The sequence below is a fragment of the Rhodococcus sp. OK519 genome, assembly GCF_003051005.1.
In the GTDB taxonomy this organism is placed as follows: domain Bacteria; phylum Actinomycetota; class Actinomycetes; order Mycobacteriales; family Mycobacteriaceae; genus Prescottella.
Map to the genome: position 1 here is coordinate 34,141 of NZ_QAOW01000005.1, position 17,096 is coordinate 51,236.

Consider the following 17,096-nt stretch of genomic DNA (forward strand, 5'->3'; position numbering starts at 1 on the left):
CCCGCTCGACACCGAGGACTCGCTGTCCCGTGTGACGACTAGGCTCTTCGAACGTGACGACACGAGAAGACGGTAGGACGGACGACGAGCTCCGCGAGGTTCGCATCACGCGCGGTTTCACCAACCATCCCGCGGGTTCGGTGCTGGTCGAGTTCGGCAACACCCGGGTGATGTGCACCGCGAGCGTCGAGCAGGGTGTGCCGCGCTGGCGTAAGGGCTCCGGACTCGGCTGGCTCACCGCCGAGTACGCGATGCTGCCCGCCGCGACCCACACCCGCAGCGGCCGCGAGTCGGTCAAGGGCAAGGTCGGCGGCCGCACGCAGGAGATCAGCCGGCTGGTCGGCCGGTCGCTCCGCGCATGCATCGACCTCGCCGCGATCGGCGAGAACACCATCGCGATCGACTGCGACGTATTGCAGGCCGACGGTGGTACCCGCACCGCGGCGATCACCGGCGCCTACGTCGCGCTCGTCGACGCGGTGGCCTACCTGCGCGCAGCGGGCCGTCTGGCCGACCCGCAGCCCATCTCGTGCGCGATCGCCGCGGTCAGCGTCGGTGTCGTCGACGGCCGTGTTCGTCTGGACCTGCCGTACGAGGAGGACTCGCGCGCCGAGGTCGACATGAACGTCGTCGCGACGGACACGGGCACGCTCGTCGAGATCCAGGGCACCGGCGAGGGCGCGACCTTCCCGCGAACCACCCTCGACAAGCTGCTCGACTCGGCGCTCGCCGGCTGCGAAGAGCTGTTCGCGATCCAGCAGGCTGCGCTGGCCGAGCCATATCCGGGCGTGCTGCCCGAGTCGCCCGAGCCGAAGAAGAAGGCGTTCGGCAGTTGAGCGAGATCCGCAGAGTCCTTGTAGCCAGCCGCAACGCCAAGAAGCTCGGTGAGCTCCGCCGCGTCCTGGCCGCCGCCGGTATCGACGGACTCGAGGTGATCGGCCTCGACGAGGTGCCCGCATTCCCCGAGACCCCGGAGACCGGTGCAACGTTCGAGGCCAACGCGATCGTGAAGGCCGTCGACGGCGCTGCGGCCACCGGACTGCCCTGCGTCGCCGACGATTCCGGTCTCGAGGTCGATGCGCTCAACGCGATGCCGGGCGTGCTGTCGGCGCGCTGGAGCGGTGGGCACGGCGACGATGCCGCCAACACGGCGCTGCTGCTCGGTCAGCTCTCGGACGTGCCGGACGAGCGTCGCGGTGCGGCGTTCGTGTCGGCATGCGCGCTCGCGATCCCCGGACAGGACCCCGTCGTGGTGCGTGGGGAATGGCGCGGCAGGATCGTTCGTGAGCCACGCGGCGAGAACGGGTTCGGCTACGACCCCGTCTTCGAGCCCGAGGGCGAGCAGCGGACATCGGCGCAGCTTTCGCCGCAGGAGAAGGACGCCGCGTCGCACCGTGGTCGCGCGCTGGCCCAGTTGGTGCCCGCACTGGCGGCGCTGGCACGCCGCTAGCCGGACCTCTGGAAACAGACGAAGGGCCCGTCCGTGGACGGGCCCTTCGTTGTGGGTCGGTGCGGGTGAGCCGCTCAGACGCCGAAGTCCTTCTTGACCTGCTGGGTGCGCCAGTGTTCGACGAAGAACGACAGGAAGGGGATGGTGCCGGCGAGGAGCGTGCCGATGGTGCGGCCCGCGGGCCAGCGCACCTTGACCGCGAGGTCGATGGTGAGGATCAGGTACACGAAGTAGACCCAGCCGTGGACGATCGCGATCCAGGCGGGGAGGTTGTCGACGCTGAAGATGTACTTGGCGACCATCTCGGCGGTGAGCACCAGGAGCCAGATGCCGGTCGCGTACGCGAGAACGCGGTAGCGAAGCAGCGCGGATGCGATCTTCTTGTTGTCCTGCTGCGTCGGTGCCGCCGCGGTCGCGGTCTGCTGTGGGGTGGTCTCGCTGGGGCCGCCGCTCACTTGTCGCTCCTATCGGGCTCGCGAGCGGAGAGCTCGGCGAGATAATCGTTGTACTCGAGCATCTGCCGAGCCTCGGGGTCGTCCAGGTCTGCGGACGTGGGCGTCGTGTTCGTCCGCGTCGGCAGCAGCCCCTCGGGGACATCGGTGGGCTCGTCGTCCTTCGCAGTGGCGGCGCCCTCGTCGTCACCGTCCTCGAGCTGCACGAACCGCCGATACGCATACACCACGAACGCCGCGAAAAGCGGCCACTGGAAGGCGTAGCCCAGGTTCTGTCCGGTGCCGCCGACGGCTTCGAAACGCATCCACTGCCACCAGCCGAGCCCCAGGCATCCGAGGGATGCAACGACGACCAGCAGAATCAGGGCTGGTCGGCTCTTTCGACGGGTTCGGGCCACACTTCGACGGTACCCGAGGTGGGGAGCCTCCCTGTAGGGGTGCCGGGTGGTTCTGGTCACCTGAGCTGCGACGCAGCGACTGTCCGGGCTGCGTTTCGTTCCGTGCGGGTCGTCTGGCAGAATGAACCGCTGTTCGTCGCATCCGGTTCCGTACCGCGCGACGGTCACAGGAAAGTGGCAAAACCGGACTCACCACCCTGGTGGGTCGCTGAATTGCACGTGACACGTGCGCACTCGTGTGCGCGCTGAAGGAGAACCGCAGCTCATGGCTGTCAAGATCAAGCTCACCCGCCTCGGCAAGATCCGCAACCCGCAGTACCGGATCGTCATCGCCGACTCTCGCACCCGTCGTAACGGCCGTGCGATCGAGACCATCGGCAAGTACCACCCCAAGGAAGAGCCCTCGCTGATCGAGATCGATTCCGAGCGCGCTCAGTACTGGCTGAGTGTCGGCGCGCAGCCGACCGAGCCGGTCGAGAACCTGCTGAAGATCACCGGTGACTGGCAGAAGTTCAAGGGCCTGCCGGGCACCGAGGGCACCCTGCGCGTCAAGGAAGCCAAGCCGTCCAAGCTGGAGCTGTTCCAGGCTGCGCTGGCGCAGGCCGAGAACGAGCCGGCCGCCGAGGCCATCACCCCCAAGAAGAAGAAGGCCGCCAAGGACGCAGAGGCTGAGGCTCCTGCCGCCGAGTCCACCGAGGCTGCCGAGTAATGAGCGCCGTTGTCGCCGATGCCGTCGAGCATCTCGTCCGTGGGATCGTCGCCAACCCCGACGACGTTCGCGTCGAGCTGATCACGGGGCGTCGGGGACGCACCGTCGAGGTGCATGTGCACCCCGACGATCTCGGTAAGGTGATCGGTCGCGGTGGTCGTACCGCGACCGCCCTGCGGACCCTGGTCTCCGGTATCGGTGGCCGTGGAATCCGCGTCGACGTCGTCGACACCGATCAGTAGGACGCAGTGGAACTCGTTGTAGGCCGCATCGCCAAGGCGCACGGCATCAAGGGCGAACTGGTCGTAGAGGTTCGCACTGACGAACCCGAGGATCGTTTCGTCGTCGGTGCCGAACTGCGTGGTCGCAAGCCGCGCGAGAGCAAGCTGCACACGTACACGGTGGAAGCCGCCCGGGATCATTCCGGGCGGCTTCTGCTGCGCCTCGAGGGCGTAGCCGATCGCTCCGCCGCGGACAACCTGCGCGGCACGCTGTTCGTGATCGACACCGCAGATCTCACACCGTCCGACGATCCGGACGAGTTCTACGATCACGAGCTCGAGGGTCTGGCCGTGCGGATCGCCGCTGGACGCCCCGACGCCGGTACTCCCATCGGCACGGTGATCGAGGTATTGCATTCCGCTGCAGGAGAACTGCTGTCCATTCGCCGTGAGGGCGAGACATCCGGCGAGCTGTTGGTGCCGTTCGTCACGGCCATCGTGCCGAGGGTCTCGGTGGCTGACGGCGTCATCGAGATCGATCCGCCGGAAGGCCTGCTGGACCCGGACTTCGGCGACAGCCGCAACGAGGAGTGACCGAACCGCCGTGCGTCTGGACGTAGTCACGATCTTCCCCGAGTACCTCGAGCCGCTTCGCGCCGCTCTGCTCGGTAAGGCGATCGACAAGGGACTCATCTCCGTCGGTGTCCACGATCTGCGACGCTGGACCCACGACGTACACAAGGCCGTGGACGATTCGCCGTACGGGGGCGGCCCCGGGATGGTCATGAAGCCGACCGTGTGGGGCGACGCTCTCGACGAGGTTCTCACCGACGAGACCGGCGAACCCGACTCCGAGGCGCTACTCGTCGTTCCTACCCCCGCCGGAGTCCCGTTCACTCAGGCCACCGCGCACCGGTGGGCGCAGGAGAAGCACCTGGTGTTCGCTTGCGGCCGATACGAGGGCATCGACCAGCGTGTGTTCGACGACGCGGCTCGCCGCGTGCGCGTCGAGGAAGTCTCCATCGGCGACTACGTCCTCATCGGCGGCGAGGCCGCGGTCCTCGTCATGGTCGAGGCCGTCGTGCGCCTCCTGCCGGGCGTCCTCGGCAATCAGCAGTCCCATGAGGAGGATTCGTTCTCCGACGGGCTCCTCGAGGGCCCCAGCTACACGCGTCCGGTCAGTTGGCGTGGACTGGACGTCCCGCCGGTCCTCCTGTCGGGGGATCACGCGAAGGTCGCGGCCTGGCGGCGTGCCCAGTCCCTACAGCGCACAGCGGAGCGTCGGCCCGATCTCCTTTCCTGATCGGTGACCAGACTTCCTTGACCCGCCGCGTGGTCCGCGAGTAGGCAGGAACTCGAGGTGACCGGCGATGACTGATGTCGACTATTGCGTCGTAGGAGCAGGGTTCGCGGGGTTGACCGCAGCGCTGCGCCTGAAACAGGCCGGCCGTTCCGTCGTCGTACTCGAGGCGCGGGATCGGATCGGCGGACGCACCTTCACCGAGGTTCGCGGGGGCGGACTGTGGATCGACCGCGGTGGGGCGTGGATCGGTCCGGGCCAGGATCGCATCCAAGCCCTGATGTCCGAGTTCGGGGTTCCCTCTTACAAGCAGTACACGGACGGCGCCGCGATGATGGTCGTCGATGGCAAGCAGTACCGCTACCAGGGCACGATCCCGATGACGATGAGCCCGTGGGCCGTCGCGAACCTGGGGACGGTGTTCCTCGAGCTGGGCGAACTGTGCAAGACGATTCCGCTGGACGCGCCATGGGAGGCCAAGCGTGCCGCCGAGTGGGACCGGATCAGCCTCGCGAAGTGGCTCGACGACAACGTTCTGTCGAAGCCGGCCCGGGAACTGCTCGAGATGGCGATCGCCGGCTGCTACACGTCGGCGGCGTCGGAGGTGTCGTTCCTGTTCGTCCTTTATCAGATGGCCTCCGGGGGCGGTCCCGGTTTCGTGCTGGGGGTGAAGGACGCCGCGCAGGACGCCCGGCCCGTCGGCGGAATGCGGGCGATCTACGAACCGATGGCGGTGGAAGTCGGTCGATCCCTGCATCTTTCGCAGCCGGTGCGGGTCATCGAGCAGGATGCCGAGGGGGTGACTGTGTGCACCGACCAGTCGACGGTGCGGGCACGCCGCGCCGTGGTCACCGTGCCGCTCGCGACGGCCTCCCAGATTCGGTACGAGCCCATGCTCCCGGTCGATCGTTCGATGTTGCACCAGCGGATGCCGAGCGGCGCGATCCTCAAGATCGCCGTCGTCTACGACGAACCGTTCTGGCGGGCGGACGGGTTGTCCGGCCAATCGGCCGCGCCCGGTTCGGCCGCGATGGTCACCATCGATGCGAGCACCGACGCACTCACCCCCGGCGTTCTGTGTGTCATCGTCGAGGGTCCGGCCGCCCGCGCCCTCGGCCGGATGACCGCGACCGATCGCCGCGGTGCCGTGCTGTCGGAGCTGACGGAGAGATTCGGGGCGTCGGCCGCCGCGCCCGTCGACTACGTCGAGCAGGACTGGACCGGCGAGCGCTACTCGGGTGGCGGGATGCTGAGTCACGCGCCCACCGGAGTACTCACCGAATTCGGTGCGGCCCTGCGGGAATCGTGCGGGCGCGTCCACTGGGCGGGCACCGAAAGCTCCGCGGTGATGTGCGGGTGGGTCGACGGCGCGGTGCGGTCGGGGGAGCGTGCCGCGCGTGAGGTGATCGCCGCGGACGCCCTCGTCGGCGTCGACCGCGGTTAGCCGATCCGCCCGTCCGGGAACACTGTTCGCACGATGTCGGTGATCGTCTCCCGCGCATGCAAGGCACTGGCGTCGTCGACGGCCGCGGTGATCGAGGTGTCCGGGTAGTCGGTGTCGGCGTCCCCGTAGTCGAGCGCTTCCCGGGACACGAGCACCAGCACGTAGCGGTCGCCGGGTCCGATCACCCCGGTCGACACGTGCGTCCACAGGTCGTCGATGCAGCACATCCAGCCCTGCTTGACCGCGATGCCGGCCTCTCCGGGTAAGCCGGCGGGTAGGCCGAAGGTCTGGTCGTAGCCGTCCGCGGCGGTCGGACTGGACTTGTGCAGATATCCCAGCAGTTCGTCGCGGTGCGTCGGATCGAGGCCGCCGCGGCCGTCGAGCACGGCCGCGTAGTAGTCGACCAGATCGTGGCCGGTCGTCGTCGTGTTCCACCAGTTGTCGTCGTACGGGACTGCAGTGTCGGGAAGCTCGTACCGGGATACGACGTCGAGCACGATGTCGGAAGTGCCGTACTCGTTCCACAGTTCGTTGGCCGCGTCGTCGTCGGAGTTCTCGAGCATGCGGGCCACCAGGGCGTGCTCGTCGTCGGTGAGTTCCAGTTTCGCGGTCGTCTCGCGAAAGAGGAGGTCGTCGGCGATGAAGAGTTTCGCGACCGAAGCCGTCGGGAACGGGGTGGCGTCGGCGAAGGACTCATAATGGCCGTCACGCCGGTCGAGCAGCGCGATCGTCACGTCCGCGCCGCGTTCGGTGGCGTCGACGACGGCCTGGGTGATCCGGCCCTCGAATGTGACCGGCACGGCGTCGACCCCGACGTCGGTGGCGGCGTTCTGGCGCCGACTGTCGGCGGTCGTCCCGTCGTCGGACGGTGTCGCGCAGGCTGCGAGCGCGGTGGCGGCGAGGCAGGCGACGACGAGTCGTCGCGCGCGTCCGGCCACCGGATCCTCCACCACATCGTTCGCCAGCCTCATTACCGGCGACCAGATCAGGCTAGCGGTAGGGTCGATCGCCGTGACGACTGCTCTCAAATCTGTGAACCAGCGCATCGCCGACGAGCTCGACGTACGGGAAGGGCAGGTCGCCGCGGCCGTCGACCTCCTCGACGGCGGCGCCACGGTTCCGTTCATCGCTCGCTACCGCAAGGAGGTCACGGGCGGGCTCGACGACGCGCAGCTGCGCCAGCTCGAGGAACGTCTGCGCTACCTGCGCGAGCTCGACGAGCGCCGGCTCGCGATCCTGGAATCGATCCGCTCGCAGGACAAGCTCGACACCCAGCTCGAGCAGCAAATCATGCTCGCCGAGACCAAGGCCCGGCTCGAGGACATCTACCTGCCGTACAAGCCGAAGCGGCGCACCAAGGCGCAGATCGCCCGGGAGGCCGGACACGAGCCGGTCGCGGACGCGCTCATCGGCGACCCGTCCGTCGATCCCGCCGGCTACACGGCCGAGCAACTCGAGGGCGCCCGAGCGATCCTCGTCGAACGGTTCGCGGAGGACGCCGACCTGGTCGGTGAGCTGCGCGAGCTGATGTGGACCCGCGGCCAGGTCGAATCGACCGTCCGGAAGGGCAAGGAGACCGAGGGCGCCAAGTTCGCCGACTACTTCGAGTTCTCGGAGCCGTTCGAGAAGCTCCCCTCACACCGCATCCTCGCGATGTTCCGCGGTGAGAAGGAGGAGGTCCTCTCGCTCACGCTCGCGTCGGATCGCGAGCCGGTGGAACCGGGCGAGAGCACCGTCTACGAGGGTCGGATCGCGCGCCGGTTCGACATCGCCGACCGGGGGCGTGCGGCCGATCGTTGGCTGCTCGACACCGTGCGCTGGGCGTGGAAGACCAAGATGCTCGTCACCCTCGGCATCGACACCCGAATGCGGTTGCGGCAGTCCGCGGAGAAGGACGCCGTGGACGTCTTCGCAGCCAACCTCAAGGACCTGCTGCTGGCCGCGCCCGCCGGCACCCGCGCCACGATGGGACTCGACCCGGGCTTCCGCACCGGCACCAAGGTCGCCGTCGTCGATGCGACGGGCAAGGTCGTCGCACACGACACGATCTACCCGCATCAGCCGCACAACAAGCGGGACCAGTCGCTCGCGACGCTGGCGGCTCTCGCCGCCAAGCACGGCGTCGAGCTCATCGCGATCGGAAACGGCACCGCCTCCCGGGAGACGGATGCGCTTGCGGCCGATCTGATCTCGAAGTTCCCCGACGCCGGTCTCACGAAGATCGTCGTCTCCGAGGCCGGCGCGTCGGTGTATTCGGCGTCGGCGTACGGGTCGCAGGAACTACCGGATCTCGACGTCTCGATCCGCGGTGCGGTGTCGATCGCACGACGCCTGCAGGATCCGCTCGCCGAGCTGGTCAAGATCGACCCCAAGTCGATCGGTGTCGGGCAGTACCAGCACGACGTGTCCGAGACGATGCTCGCGCGTTCGCTCGCTGCGGTCGTCGAGGACGCCGTGAACGCGGTCGGCGTCGACGTCAACACTGCGTCGGTGCCGCTGCTGGCGCGGGTGTCCGGCATCGCCGGGTCGCTCGCCGAGAGCATCGTCTCCTACCGCGACCAGAACGGCCCGTTCCGCAGCCGCAAGGGGCTCAAGGACGTCCCGCGGCTCGGGCCCAAGGCATTCGAGCAGTGCGCGGGCTTCCTGCGGATCCCGAACGGCGACGACCCGCTCGACGCGTCCAGCGTGCACCCCGAGGCGTACCCCGTGGTGCGCCGGATCGTGCAGGCGTCGGGTGCGGGCGTGGGGGAGTTGATCGGCAACACGGCCGTCCTGTCGAAGCTGCGGCCCGCCGAATTCGCCGACGACCGGTTCGGTCTGCCGACGGTCACCGACATCATCGCCGAACTCGACAAGCCCGGCCGCGATCCGCGACCCGAGTTCAAGACCGCCACGTTCGCGGCCGGCATCGAGAAGGTGGCCCACCTGAAGCCCGGCATGGTGCTCGAAGGTGTCGTCACCAACGTCGCGGCATTCGGTGCCTTCGTCGATGTCGGTGTCCACCAGGACGGCCTGGTCCACGTGTCCGCGATGTCGCGCACCTTCGTCAGCGACCCGCGTGAGGTCGTCAAGTCGGGCGACGTCGTCAAGGTCAAGGTGCTCGAGGTCGATGTCGAACGTCAGCGCATCGGGCTGACGCTGCGTCTCGACGACGAGGTGGGGGCGCCGAGTGGCCCGCGCGGCGGTCAGGGTTCGCGTGGACCGCGACCGACCGGACAGGGTGGCGGACAGCAGCGGCAGGGCGGACAGCAGCGACAGGGCGGGCAGCAGCGACAGGATGGCCGGGGCCGTGACCGGAAGCCCGAGCAGAGCCCCGCCGGCGGTTCGATGGCTGACGCGCTTCGCAAGGCCGGCTTCGGAAAGTGACTCGTCGACAGGCGTCCCGGCCATCGGCCCGGGCGCCTGTCACCGTCAGTACCCGCCGATGCCCTTGCCGATCAGCGATACGCCGATCACGAGCAGGAGCACCGCCATCACCGCGACGTTGTTGGCGGTGAGCCACACTTTGAGGCCCTCCAACCACGACGTCGCCCGCTCGCGCATCGTGAAGTAGCCGATCACCGGAATTGCGACCGTGCTGGCGGCGAGGATCGTGAACACGATTCCCGCGACGGCCATCGTCCCCGCGCCGACGCCGAGTTGGGCGACCGCGACCGCGGCGCCGACGATCATCAGCAGGTTCTTCGGGTTGATCGCCGACAGCCCGACCCCGAGTGCGAGAGCTTTCGCCGGCGTCACCTTGTCGATTGCGGCCAGCCACGCCGGCATGGTCGGTTCCTCGCCCGGTGCCGGCCGGCCGCGCCACTGCTGGACGGCGAGTGCGAGCAGGAGCAGGCCGAGCACGAGACGGATGGTCGCGGTGACCGCGTTGCCGTCCGAGCTCGACGACAGGTCGACCGCGCTGCCGACCGCCACCAACACCGCGTACCCGACGGCGATTCCGAGCACCCACCCGGCGAGGAACGCCGTCGCGGTGCTGCCGGCGCGGGGAGTGAGCAGCATCAGGATCGTCGCGATGATCGGAATGGGGCTGATCGCGACGCCGATCGCGAGGGGGAGCACATCCCCGATGGTGGTACCCATGATCGGATGGTGGCAGCACATGCCGTCCGGGGACCCCACCCGTTGCGGGTGAAACGCCGGATGCCGCTCCGGCTTTCGCGACGCTCGCGCAGGTGGAATGCTCGTGAGCCATGCAGTCGATGGCATCCGCAGGCACCGAGACGTCCAATGCGCCCAAGAACATGGCGTGGGTTCCGGGAGGGACGTTCTGGATGGGGTCCGAGGACTTCTATCCCGAGGAACGTCCCGTCCACGAGGTCGGTGTCGACGGATTCTGGATGGACACCCACCAGGTGACGGTTGCCGAGTTCCGGCGCTTCGTGAAGGACACCGGGCACGTGACGACCGCGGAGATCGCGCCGGACCCCGCCGACTACCCCGGTGCGGATCCCGCGCTGCTGGTCCCCGGATCGCTCGTCTTCACCCCGCCGACCCACCCGGTGTCGCTCGACGACTACCAGCAGTGGTGGTCGTGGGTGCCCGGCGCCGACTGGCGACACCCGGAAGGCCCCGGCAGCAACGTCGGCGGCCGTGAGCGTCATCCCGTCACACATGTCTCCTACTCGGACGCTCTCGCCTACGCGACGTGGGCGGGCAAGGCCCTGCCCACCGAGGCCGAATGGGAGTTCGCTGCCCGCGGTGGCCTCGATCGCAAGACGTTCGCGTGGGGTGACGACTTCACGCCGAGCGGCAGGCACCAGGCGAACACCTGGCAGGGTCAGTTCCCGTGGGAGAACCTCGCCGAGGACGGCTTCGTCGGCACCTCGCCGGTCGGTGTGTTCCGGCCCAACGGTTACGGCCTCGTGGACGTCGCGGGCAACGTGTGGGAGTGGACCACCGACCTCCACACCGCTGACCACAGCGCGTCGGGCAAGAACGTCGCGCCCGCGTCGTCGTGCTGCATTCCGCGCAACCCGCGTGTCGAGATGGCGGAGGTGGGCGACGGCGAGGCGTACCCGCGCCGCGTCATCAAGGGCGGGTCGCACCTGTGCGCGCCGAACTACTGCCTGCGCTACCGGCCCGCCGCACGGCAAGGTGAGACCGAGGAGACGTCGACCTGCCATATCGGCTTCCGGTGCATCGTCCGCGGACCGGGCCCGACCTGATGCGGGACTGGCTCGACCGGGAGATCATCGCGAACGGTCGCCTTCCGCTGCTCTTCTTCCTGATCGGATTCCTGCTCGCCTTCCTCTTCATCCGGCTCAGCGTGCGCATGATCCGGGCCGAGGTGAGCTGGTGGCCCGGCAACATCACGCCGGGCGGTCAGCACATCCACCACGTCGTGTTCGGGGTGGTGACGATGTTCGCGTCCGGCATCGGGCTGATCGCGCTGTACGAGACGGCGACGCAGGCCACCGGCGCGGTGCTGGCGACGTTCTTCGGTATCGGGGCCGCCCTCGTGCTCGACGAGTTCGCGCTGATCTTCTATCTCAAGGACGTGTACTGGTCGGACCAGGGCCGCGCCTCGGTCGACGCGGTGTTCGTCGCCCTTGCGGTGACCGGATTGCTGCTGCTCGGCTTCCAGCCGTTCGAACTGCTCGACATCACCGAGTTTCGCGAGGACCGGCACATCGCGGTCCGGGTGGCGCTCATCGTCCTGCTACTGGCGAACCTGGTGATCGCGGGGATCGTCATCCTGAAGGGGAAGATCTGGACCGGCCTGGTGGGGCTGTTCGTCTTCCCGATCCTGCTCGTCGGGGCGATCCGGCTGAGCCGACCGGGAGCGCCGTGGGCGCGGTGGCGCTACGTCGGCAAGCCGCGCAGGATGCGTCGTGCGATCGAACGTGAGAAACGATTCCGTCGCCCGATGATCCGCGCGAAGATCTACGTGCAGGATCTCGTCGCCGGCAAGCCGAGTGTGGAGCACGCACTGACCGCGACCGAAGTCGAGTTGGAGAGGATAGTCCAAGCGGCTCCGGCACCGATTTCCGCACATGGCGGGCCGTCTGGCACAATGGTCGGGTTGCCCGGCGAGGGCGACTCAACTTGAACTGAGCACGAACCAGTCGAGCTACCGCCGCTCGGTTCCTCTGCTCCTGCGAAAACGCAAGGATGGAACACCCATGAACACCTTGGATTTCCTGGACGCCAAGTCCCTCCGCAACGACATCCCGGATTTCCGCGCCGGTGACACCCTGAACGTGCACGTCAAGGTCATCGAGGGCTCGAAGGAGCGCGTGCAGGTCTTCAAGGGCGTCGTGATCCGTCGCCAGGGTGGCGGCGTGCGCGAGACCTTCACCGTCCGCAAGATCTCGTTCGGCGTCGGCGTCGAGCGCACCTTCCCGGTCCACAGCCCCAACCTGGCCGAGGTCGAGGTCCTCACCCGCGGTGACGTCCGTCGCGCCAAGCTGTACTACCTGCGCGACCTCCGCGGCAAGGCTGCGAAGATCAAGGAAAAGCGCTGAGCTTCGACGCTCCGAGCTTCTTCGATTGGCCCGGCACCGTTTTCACGCGGTGTCGGGCTAATCTGTCTCAGTGGCAGATGCACCGCAGGATCCGGACGTGACGCCGGAGGCGAATGATCAGGAGCACACCGGGGGCCGATCCCGCAGGCGCAAGGGCAAGGAAAAGAAGCCCAGGTCGTTCTGGCGCGAGATCCCCATTCTCATCGTCGTCGCGCTGCTGCTGAGCTTTCTGCTGCAGACGTTCATCGCGCGGGTCTACCTGATCCCGTCCGAGTCGATGGAACCGACGCTGCACGGTTGTCCCGGATGCACCGGCGACCGCATCGTCGTCGAGAAGATCAGCTACCGCTTCGGAGACCCGGAACCCGGCGACGTCGTCGTCTTCCGCGGGCCGGAGTCGTGGTCCGAGGGGTACGCGTCGACTCGGTCGGACAACGTTGTGCTTCGGGGACTGCAGGAGGTCGGTTCGCTGGTAGGCCTCGTGCCACCGGACGAGAACGACCTCGTCAAGCGGGTCATCGCCACGGGCGGGCAGACCGTCGAGTGCTGTGACGACCAGGGGCGCGTCCTCGTCGACGGCAAGCCACTCGACGAGCCGTACATCACGATGGACTTCCCGTTCCTTCCCGGCGTGCAGACGTGCGATACCGCGGTCAAGTCGGGACGCTGCTTCGGTCCCGTCACCGTTCCCGAGGGGCACCTGTGGGTGATGGGCGACAACCGCAGCAACTCGGCGGATTCGCGATACCACGTCTCCGACGAGATGCAGGGCACCATTCCGGTGGAGAATGTGATCGGCAAGGCGACATTCATCGTCCTGCCCCCGTCCCGCTGGGGATCGATTCCGTCCCCCGACATCCAGCAGCAGTGAGTACCTGGCCACCGAGAACCGTCATTCGCAGAGCATCCGGCTTGCGGACGATGGAGTCTGCGTTGGTCCGGAGCGGGCTCGGCCCGGTCGCCGGGGTCGACGAGGCCGGCCGCGGTGCGTGCGCCGGACCACTCGTCGTCGCGGCGTGCGTGCTCGGCCCCAAACCGCATGCGGCGCTTGCCCGGCTCGACGACTCGAAGAAGCTCACCGAGAAGACCCGGGACGAATTGTTCCCGGTGATCAAGCGCCTCGCGGTCGCATGGAGCGTCGTTGCGATCCCCGCAGCGGAGATCGACCGCATCGGCGTGCACGTCGCGAACATCGAGGGCATGCGCCGCGCTGTGGCGGGTCTGTCCGTCCCGCCGGGCTACGTGCTTACCGACGGCTTCCGGGTGCCGGGGCTTTCGGCGCCCTCGCTGCCGGTCATCGGCGGCGACGGAGCAGCCGCGTGCATCGCCGCGGCCAGCATCCTCGCGAAGGTCAGCCGGGACCGGACGATGGTGGCGCTCGACGACGAACTGCCCGGCTACGGTTTCGCCGGACACAAGGGGTACGGCACCGCGGTGCACACAGCGGCCATGAACGAGTTGGGGCCGAGCCGGGAGCACCGGATGTCCTACGCCAATGTGGCCGCGGCGAGCCGCGCGTACGATTCGGCGGCGCGCCGCGCATACGAGTCCGCGGCGAGCCGCGGGTTCGGTGCCACGGGGTAGGTACGAGATGATGATTGTTCACAACAACGCAGGAGGACGTCGAGACCGATGAGTGCCGAGGATCTCGAGAAGTACGAAACCGAGATGGAACTGTCGCTGTACCGCGAGTACCGGGACATCGTCGGGCAGTTCTCGTACGTCGTGGAGACCGAGCGCCGGTTCTATCTCGCGAATTCCGTGGAACTGCTGCCGCACAGCGCCGACGGCGAGATCTACTTCGAGGTGCGGATGTCCGACGCGTGGGTGTGGGACATGTACCGGCCGGCTCGGTTCGTGAAGTACGTGCGGGTCATCACGTTCAAGGACGTGAACATCGAGGAACTGGAGAAGTCGGACCTGCGGCTGCCCGACAACGGGCTGGGCTAGGCGACAGCTTTCGACGGGCCACGCATCCCGGAGTCGGGGTGCGTGGCCCGTCGTCGTCTCCGTCGTCGGTCCACAGGTCCTGGTTCATCCACAGGGCAATTGGTTTGCCCTGGTGGGCAGCCGGCGGTGTGTGATCGTGGGGGCACAGTCGGTCTCACCGGCGGGAGGTTCCGGCCGGGTGAGGGGGATGCCCGGATGGGACGCAATCTCGCGCTGGGCGCGATGGGGGAGGAACTGGCGGCGTCAGCGCTGACCGCTGCGGGCCTGCAGATTCTCGACCGTAACTGGCGGTGTCGTCACGGCGAGTTGGATCTGGTGGCGGTGGACGGCGACACGGTGGTGTTCGTGGAGGTGAAGACACGCTCGGGCCTCGGCTTCGGCAGCCCTGCGGAGGCGGTCACGTATGCCAAGCAGCGGCGCATCCGGATGCTCGCCCAGCGGTGGCTGGCCGCATCGGAGCGGCACTGGACGTATGTGCGGTTCGACGTCGTCTCGGTCCTGGTCGATCGGCGCCGCGAGCCCGAGGTCACGCACCTGACGGCGGTGTTCTGATGGCACTCGGTCGCGCGCATTCGGTCGCGGTGACCGGTGTCGACGGGCAGATCGTGGAGATCGAGGCGGACATCGGGCGCGGGCTGCCGGGGGTGCATCTCGTCGGGCTCCCGGATACGGCGCTGCAGGAGTCTCGGGACCGCGTGCGCGCGGCGGTCACCAATTCGGGCGCGAAGTGGCCGGAGTCGCGGGTGACGCTTGCGTTGTCGCCGGCGACCCTGCCCAAAGTCGGCAGTGTCTACGATCTGGCGCTCGCGTGCGCAGTCCTCGACGCCGCACGTCAGGTGCCGCGCAAACGGCTCGAACACACGGTGCTGTTGGGCGAATTGGCGCTCGACGGGCGTCTGCGGACGGTGCGCGGCGTGCTGCCCGCGGTGCTCGCCGCGAAGAACGCGGGCTGGTCGACGGCAGTGGTGCCCATGCCGGCACTGGCCGAGGCCGGCCTGGTCGACGGGATCGAGGTGCTGGGCGCAGACCGGCTGACCGCGGTCACGGACTGGCTGCAGGGCAAGGGTGAATTGGCGGCGCCCGAGCCCTTCGACGCGGGAACCGTATCGGCGCGAGGCGATCTCAGCGAGGTGGTGGGTCAACCGGATGCGCGGTGGGCGATCGAGGTCGCGGCCGCGGGCGCACACCATCTGATGCTGACCGGGCCGCCCGGGATCGGAAAGACGATGCTGGCACAACGACTCCCGGGCATTCTGCCGCCGCTGTCCGAACGGGAGGCTCTGGAGGTCACGGCCATTCACTCGGTCGCCGGACTGCTGACGTCCGATTGCCCGCTCATCACCGAGGCGCCGTTCATCGCGCCGCACCACACCTCGTCGGTGAGCGCGCTCGTCGGCGGGGGCAGCGGGATGGCCAAGCCCGGTGCGGTCAGCCGCGCGCACCGCGGAATCCTGTTTCTCGACGAGTGTGCCGAGATGGGTACGAAGGCGCTCGAGGCGCTGCGGACCCCGCTCGAGGATGGCGAGGTCCGGATCGCGAGACGCGACGGAGTTGCCTGCTACCCGGCCAGATTCCAGTTGATCCTTGCCGCGAATCCGTGCCCGTGCGCGCCGGCGAGGGAGACCGACTGCGTGTGCGCCCCGACCATTCGACGTCGCTACCTGGGCAGGCTGTCCGGACCGCTTCTCGATCGAGTGGACCTGAGGATCCGGATGAAGGCGGTCGCGACGGGCGCACTGATGGACGAGGTGGGCGAGAGCACGGAGGATGTTCGGGGGCGCGTGTCGGCGGCGCGGTCGGCGGCGACCGAGCGTTGGGGCCCGTACGGGTGGCGTACCAATGCCGAGGTGCCGGGACCTGCATTGCGGCAACGATTTCGGCTGCCACGTGAGGCGGTGGCCCCGCTCGAACGATTGCTCCGCAAGGGTGTGGTGACGGCCCGCGGCGCCGACCGTGCGCTCCGGGTCGCCTGGACCCTCGCGGACCTGGCCGGTCTGGACGCTCCGGGAACCGATCAGGTCACCACGGCCCTCGAGTTCCGGGACAGGGGAGTGGGGTGACGGGGCACGATCCGCGGCTGCTGGCATGGGCGTATCTGTCCAAAGTGGTGCAGGGCTCGTGCCCGCCGCTGGCGCAACTCGTCGCAGCGGTGGGGCCGGTCGATGCCGCACGGGCGGTGCGGGAACGCGATCTGTCGAGCTTCCTGGACCGGCGAACGTCGGCCCGGGCGCACATCGACACTGCGGCACGCGACCTGGATCTGCTTGCCGGACTGGGTGGCCGGTTGGTGACACCGGACGACGACGAGTGGCCGCGGTGGCGGCTGCTCGGATTCGACCGGCTCGGCGACGGCCGCGACGACGGCGCACCGCTCGCCCTGTGGGTGCTCGGGGGCCGGTCGGTGGACGAATTGGTGACCAGGTCGGTGGCCGTCGTCGGCACACGCGCCGCGAGCTCGTACGGCGAGCACGTGACCGCCGAGATCGCCGGTGATCTCGCTGCGGACGGGTGGACGATCGTGTCCGGTGCGGCATTCGGTATCGATGCCGCCGCACACCGGGCCGCACTCGGCTCGGGTGGGCTCACCGTGGCGGTGCTGGCGTGTGGCGTGGACCGCGCGTATCCGGCCGGACATGGTCGCCTCCTGCAGCAGATCGCACGCGACGGCGCAGTGATCAGCGAGTACTCGATTCGGGTACTTTAAC

Annotated in this window: 20 protein-coding genes and 1 pseudogene; 17 read left to right on the forward strand and 4 right to left on the reverse strand. The window is 68.4% G+C overall.

Annotation, left to right across the window (positions count from 1 at the left end):
• Nucleotides 1-53 precede the first annotated feature (53 nt).
• Nucleotides 54-836: a ribonuclease PH gene (gene rph, locus C8K36_RS14580; RefSeq protein ID WP_107985241.1), complete on the forward strand. Its 783-nt coding sequence runs from the start codon at nucleotides 54-56 to the stop codon at nucleotides 834-836.
• The gene (rdgB, locus tag C8K36_RS14585) at nucleotides 833-1,450 is read left to right on the forward strand and encodes an RdgB/HAM1 family non-canonical purine NTP pyrophosphatase (protein WP_181319563.1); all 618 of its coding nucleotides are present in this window, start codon (nucleotides 833-835) and stop codon (nucleotides 1,448-1,450) included. Before rph ends, rdgB begins: the two co-directional genes overlap by 4 nt.
• Before the next feature lie 74 nt (nucleotides 1,451-1,524).
• Here the strand turns inward: rdgB and C8K36_RS14590 are convergent, their stop codons facing one another.
• Together C8K36_RS14590 and C8K36_RS14595 are read right to left on the reverse strand one after the other, a co-directional pair.
• The gene (locus C8K36_RS14590; protein WP_107985242.1) at nucleotides 1,525-1,905 is read right to left on the reverse strand and encodes a DUF3817 domain-containing protein; all 381 of its coding nucleotides are present in this window, start codon (nucleotides 1,903-1,905) and stop codon (nucleotides 1,525-1,527) included.
• Entirely contained in the window at nucleotides 1,902-2,300 is a 399-nt protein-coding gene (locus tag C8K36_RS14595; RefSeq protein WP_107985243.1) for a transcriptional regulator, read from the reverse strand. Before C8K36_RS14595 ends, C8K36_RS14590 begins: the two co-directional genes overlap by 4 nt.
• 265 nt (nucleotides 2,301-2,565) lie before the next feature.
• On the opposite strand from C8K36_RS14595, the gene rpsP reads away from it, so the two are divergent.
• The 5 genes from rpsP to C8K36_RS14620 all read left to right on the forward strand — a co-directional run bounded on the left by rpsP (nucleotide 2,566) and on the right by C8K36_RS14620 (nucleotide 5,974).
• Complete coding sequence (gene rpsP, locus C8K36_RS14600; protein ID WP_107985244.1) at nucleotides 2,566-3,009, forward strand: 30S ribosomal protein S16; 444 nt, start codon at nucleotides 2,566-2,568, stop codon at nucleotides 3,007-3,009.
• Nucleotides 3,009-3,251, forward strand: coding sequence for an RNA-binding protein (locus C8K36_RS14605; protein ID WP_003939023.1), 243 nt, complete (start codon nucleotides 3,009-3,011; stop codon nucleotides 3,249-3,251). Before rpsP ends, C8K36_RS14605 begins: the two co-directional genes overlap by 1 nt.
• Before the next feature lie 6 nt (nucleotides 3,252-3,257).
• Nucleotides 3,258-3,824, forward strand: a complete 567-nt coding sequence (gene rimM / locus C8K36_RS14610) for a ribosome maturation factor RimM (protein WP_107985245.1) — start codon at nucleotides 3,258-3,260, stop codon at nucleotides 3,822-3,824.
• Between the two features lie 10 nt (nucleotides 3,825-3,834).
• Nucleotides 3,835-4,533 (forward strand): tRNA (guanosine(37)-N1)-methyltransferase TrmD, encoded by a 699-nt coding sequence (gene trmD / locus C8K36_RS14615; protein WP_107985246.1) that lies wholly within the window; start codon nucleotides 3,835-3,837, stop codon nucleotides 4,531-4,533.
• A gap of 67 nt (nucleotides 4,534-4,600) precedes the next feature.
• On the forward strand, nucleotides 4,601-5,974 hold the full coding sequence (locus C8K36_RS14620; RefSeq protein ID WP_107985247.1) for a flavin monoamine oxidase family protein: 1,374 nt from the start codon (nucleotides 4,601-4,603) through the stop codon (nucleotides 5,972-5,974).
• Here the strand turns inward: C8K36_RS14620 and C8K36_RS14625 are convergent.
• Entirely contained in the window at nucleotides 5,971-6,945 is a 975-nt protein-coding gene (locus C8K36_RS14625; RefSeq protein WP_107985248.1) for a serine hydrolase, read from the reverse strand. The two genes, C8K36_RS14620 and C8K36_RS14625, sit on opposite strands and share 4 nt — an antisense overlap.
• A gap of 40 nt (nucleotides 6,946-6,985) precedes the next feature.
• Between C8K36_RS14625 and C8K36_RS14630 the strand changes: the two genes are divergently transcribed.
• Complete coding sequence (locus C8K36_RS14630; RefSeq protein ID WP_107985249.1) at nucleotides 6,986-9,340, forward strand: Tex family protein; 2,355 nt, start codon at nucleotides 6,986-6,988, stop codon at nucleotides 9,338-9,340.
• Nucleotides 9,341-9,385: 45 nt separating this feature from the next.
• On the opposite strand, the gene C8K36_RS14635 is transcribed toward C8K36_RS14630, so the two are convergent.
• Complete coding sequence (locus tag C8K36_RS14635; protein ID WP_107985250.1) at nucleotides 9,386-10,057, reverse strand: GAP family protein; 672 nt, start codon at nucleotides 10,055-10,057, stop codon at nucleotides 9,386-9,388.
• Between the two features lie 110 nt (nucleotides 10,058-10,167).
• On the opposite strand from C8K36_RS14635, the gene C8K36_RS14640 reads away from it, so the two are divergent.
• The 9 genes and pseudogenes from C8K36_RS14640 to C8K36_RS14680 form a co-directional block, all read left to right on the forward strand.
• Nucleotides 10,168-11,142 (forward strand): formylglycine-generating enzyme family protein, encoded by a 975-nt coding sequence (locus C8K36_RS14640; RefSeq protein ID WP_107985251.1) that lies wholly within the window; start codon nucleotides 10,168-10,170, stop codon nucleotides 11,140-11,142.
• Nucleotides 11,142-12,026 carry a hypothetical protein gene (locus tag C8K36_RS14645; RefSeq protein WP_107985509.1) on the forward strand — a complete coding sequence of 295 codons (885 nt, stop codon included), beginning with the start codon at nucleotides 11,142-11,144 and terminating at the stop codon, nucleotides 12,024-12,026. The genes C8K36_RS14640 and C8K36_RS14645 overlap by 1 nt, the downstream gene beginning before the upstream one ends.
• Nucleotides 12,027-12,099: 73 nt before the next feature.
• On the forward strand, nucleotides 12,100-12,441 hold the full coding sequence (gene rplS, locus C8K36_RS14650) for a 50S ribosomal protein L19 (RefSeq protein ID WP_107985252.1): 342 nt from the start codon (nucleotides 12,100-12,102) through the stop codon (nucleotides 12,439-12,441).
• Nucleotides 12,442-12,511: 70 nt separating this feature from the next.
• Entirely contained in the window at nucleotides 12,512-13,312 is an 801-nt protein-coding gene (lepB, locus tag C8K36_RS14655; protein ID WP_181319564.1) for a signal peptidase I, read from the forward strand.
• Nucleotides 13,309-14,025 carry a ribonuclease HII gene (locus C8K36_RS14660; RefSeq protein ID WP_107985253.1) on the forward strand — a complete coding sequence of 239 codons (717 nt, stop codon included), beginning with the start codon at nucleotides 13,309-13,311 and terminating at the stop codon, nucleotides 14,023-14,025. Before lepB ends, C8K36_RS14660 begins: the two co-directional genes overlap by 4 nt.
• Nucleotides 14,026-14,073: 48 nt before the next feature.
• The gene (locus tag C8K36_RS14665; protein ID WP_005513927.1) at nucleotides 14,074-14,391 is read left to right on the forward strand and encodes a DUF2469 domain-containing protein; all 318 of its coding nucleotides are present in this window, start codon (nucleotides 14,074-14,076) and stop codon (nucleotides 14,389-14,391) included.
• Nucleotides 14,392-14,586: 195 nt separating this feature from the next.
• Nucleotides 14,587-14,943, forward strand: a complete 357-nt coding sequence (locus C8K36_RS14670) for a YraN family protein (RefSeq protein WP_107985254.1) — start codon at nucleotides 14,587-14,589, stop codon at nucleotides 14,941-14,943.
• Nucleotides 14,943-16,451, forward strand: coding sequence for a YifB family Mg chelatase-like AAA ATPase (locus tag C8K36_RS14675; RefSeq protein ID WP_107985255.1), 1,509 nt, complete (start codon nucleotides 14,943-14,945; stop codon nucleotides 16,449-16,451). The genes C8K36_RS14670 and C8K36_RS14675 overlap by 1 nt, the downstream gene beginning before the upstream one ends.
• Nucleotides 16,448-17,077 (forward strand): annotated as a pseudogene (locus C8K36_RS14680) (DNA-processing protein DprA); the annotation flags it as partial. The gene C8K36_RS14675 and the pseudogene C8K36_RS14680, both read left to right, overlap by 4 nt.
• Nucleotides 17,078-17,096: the final 19 nt, after the last annotated feature.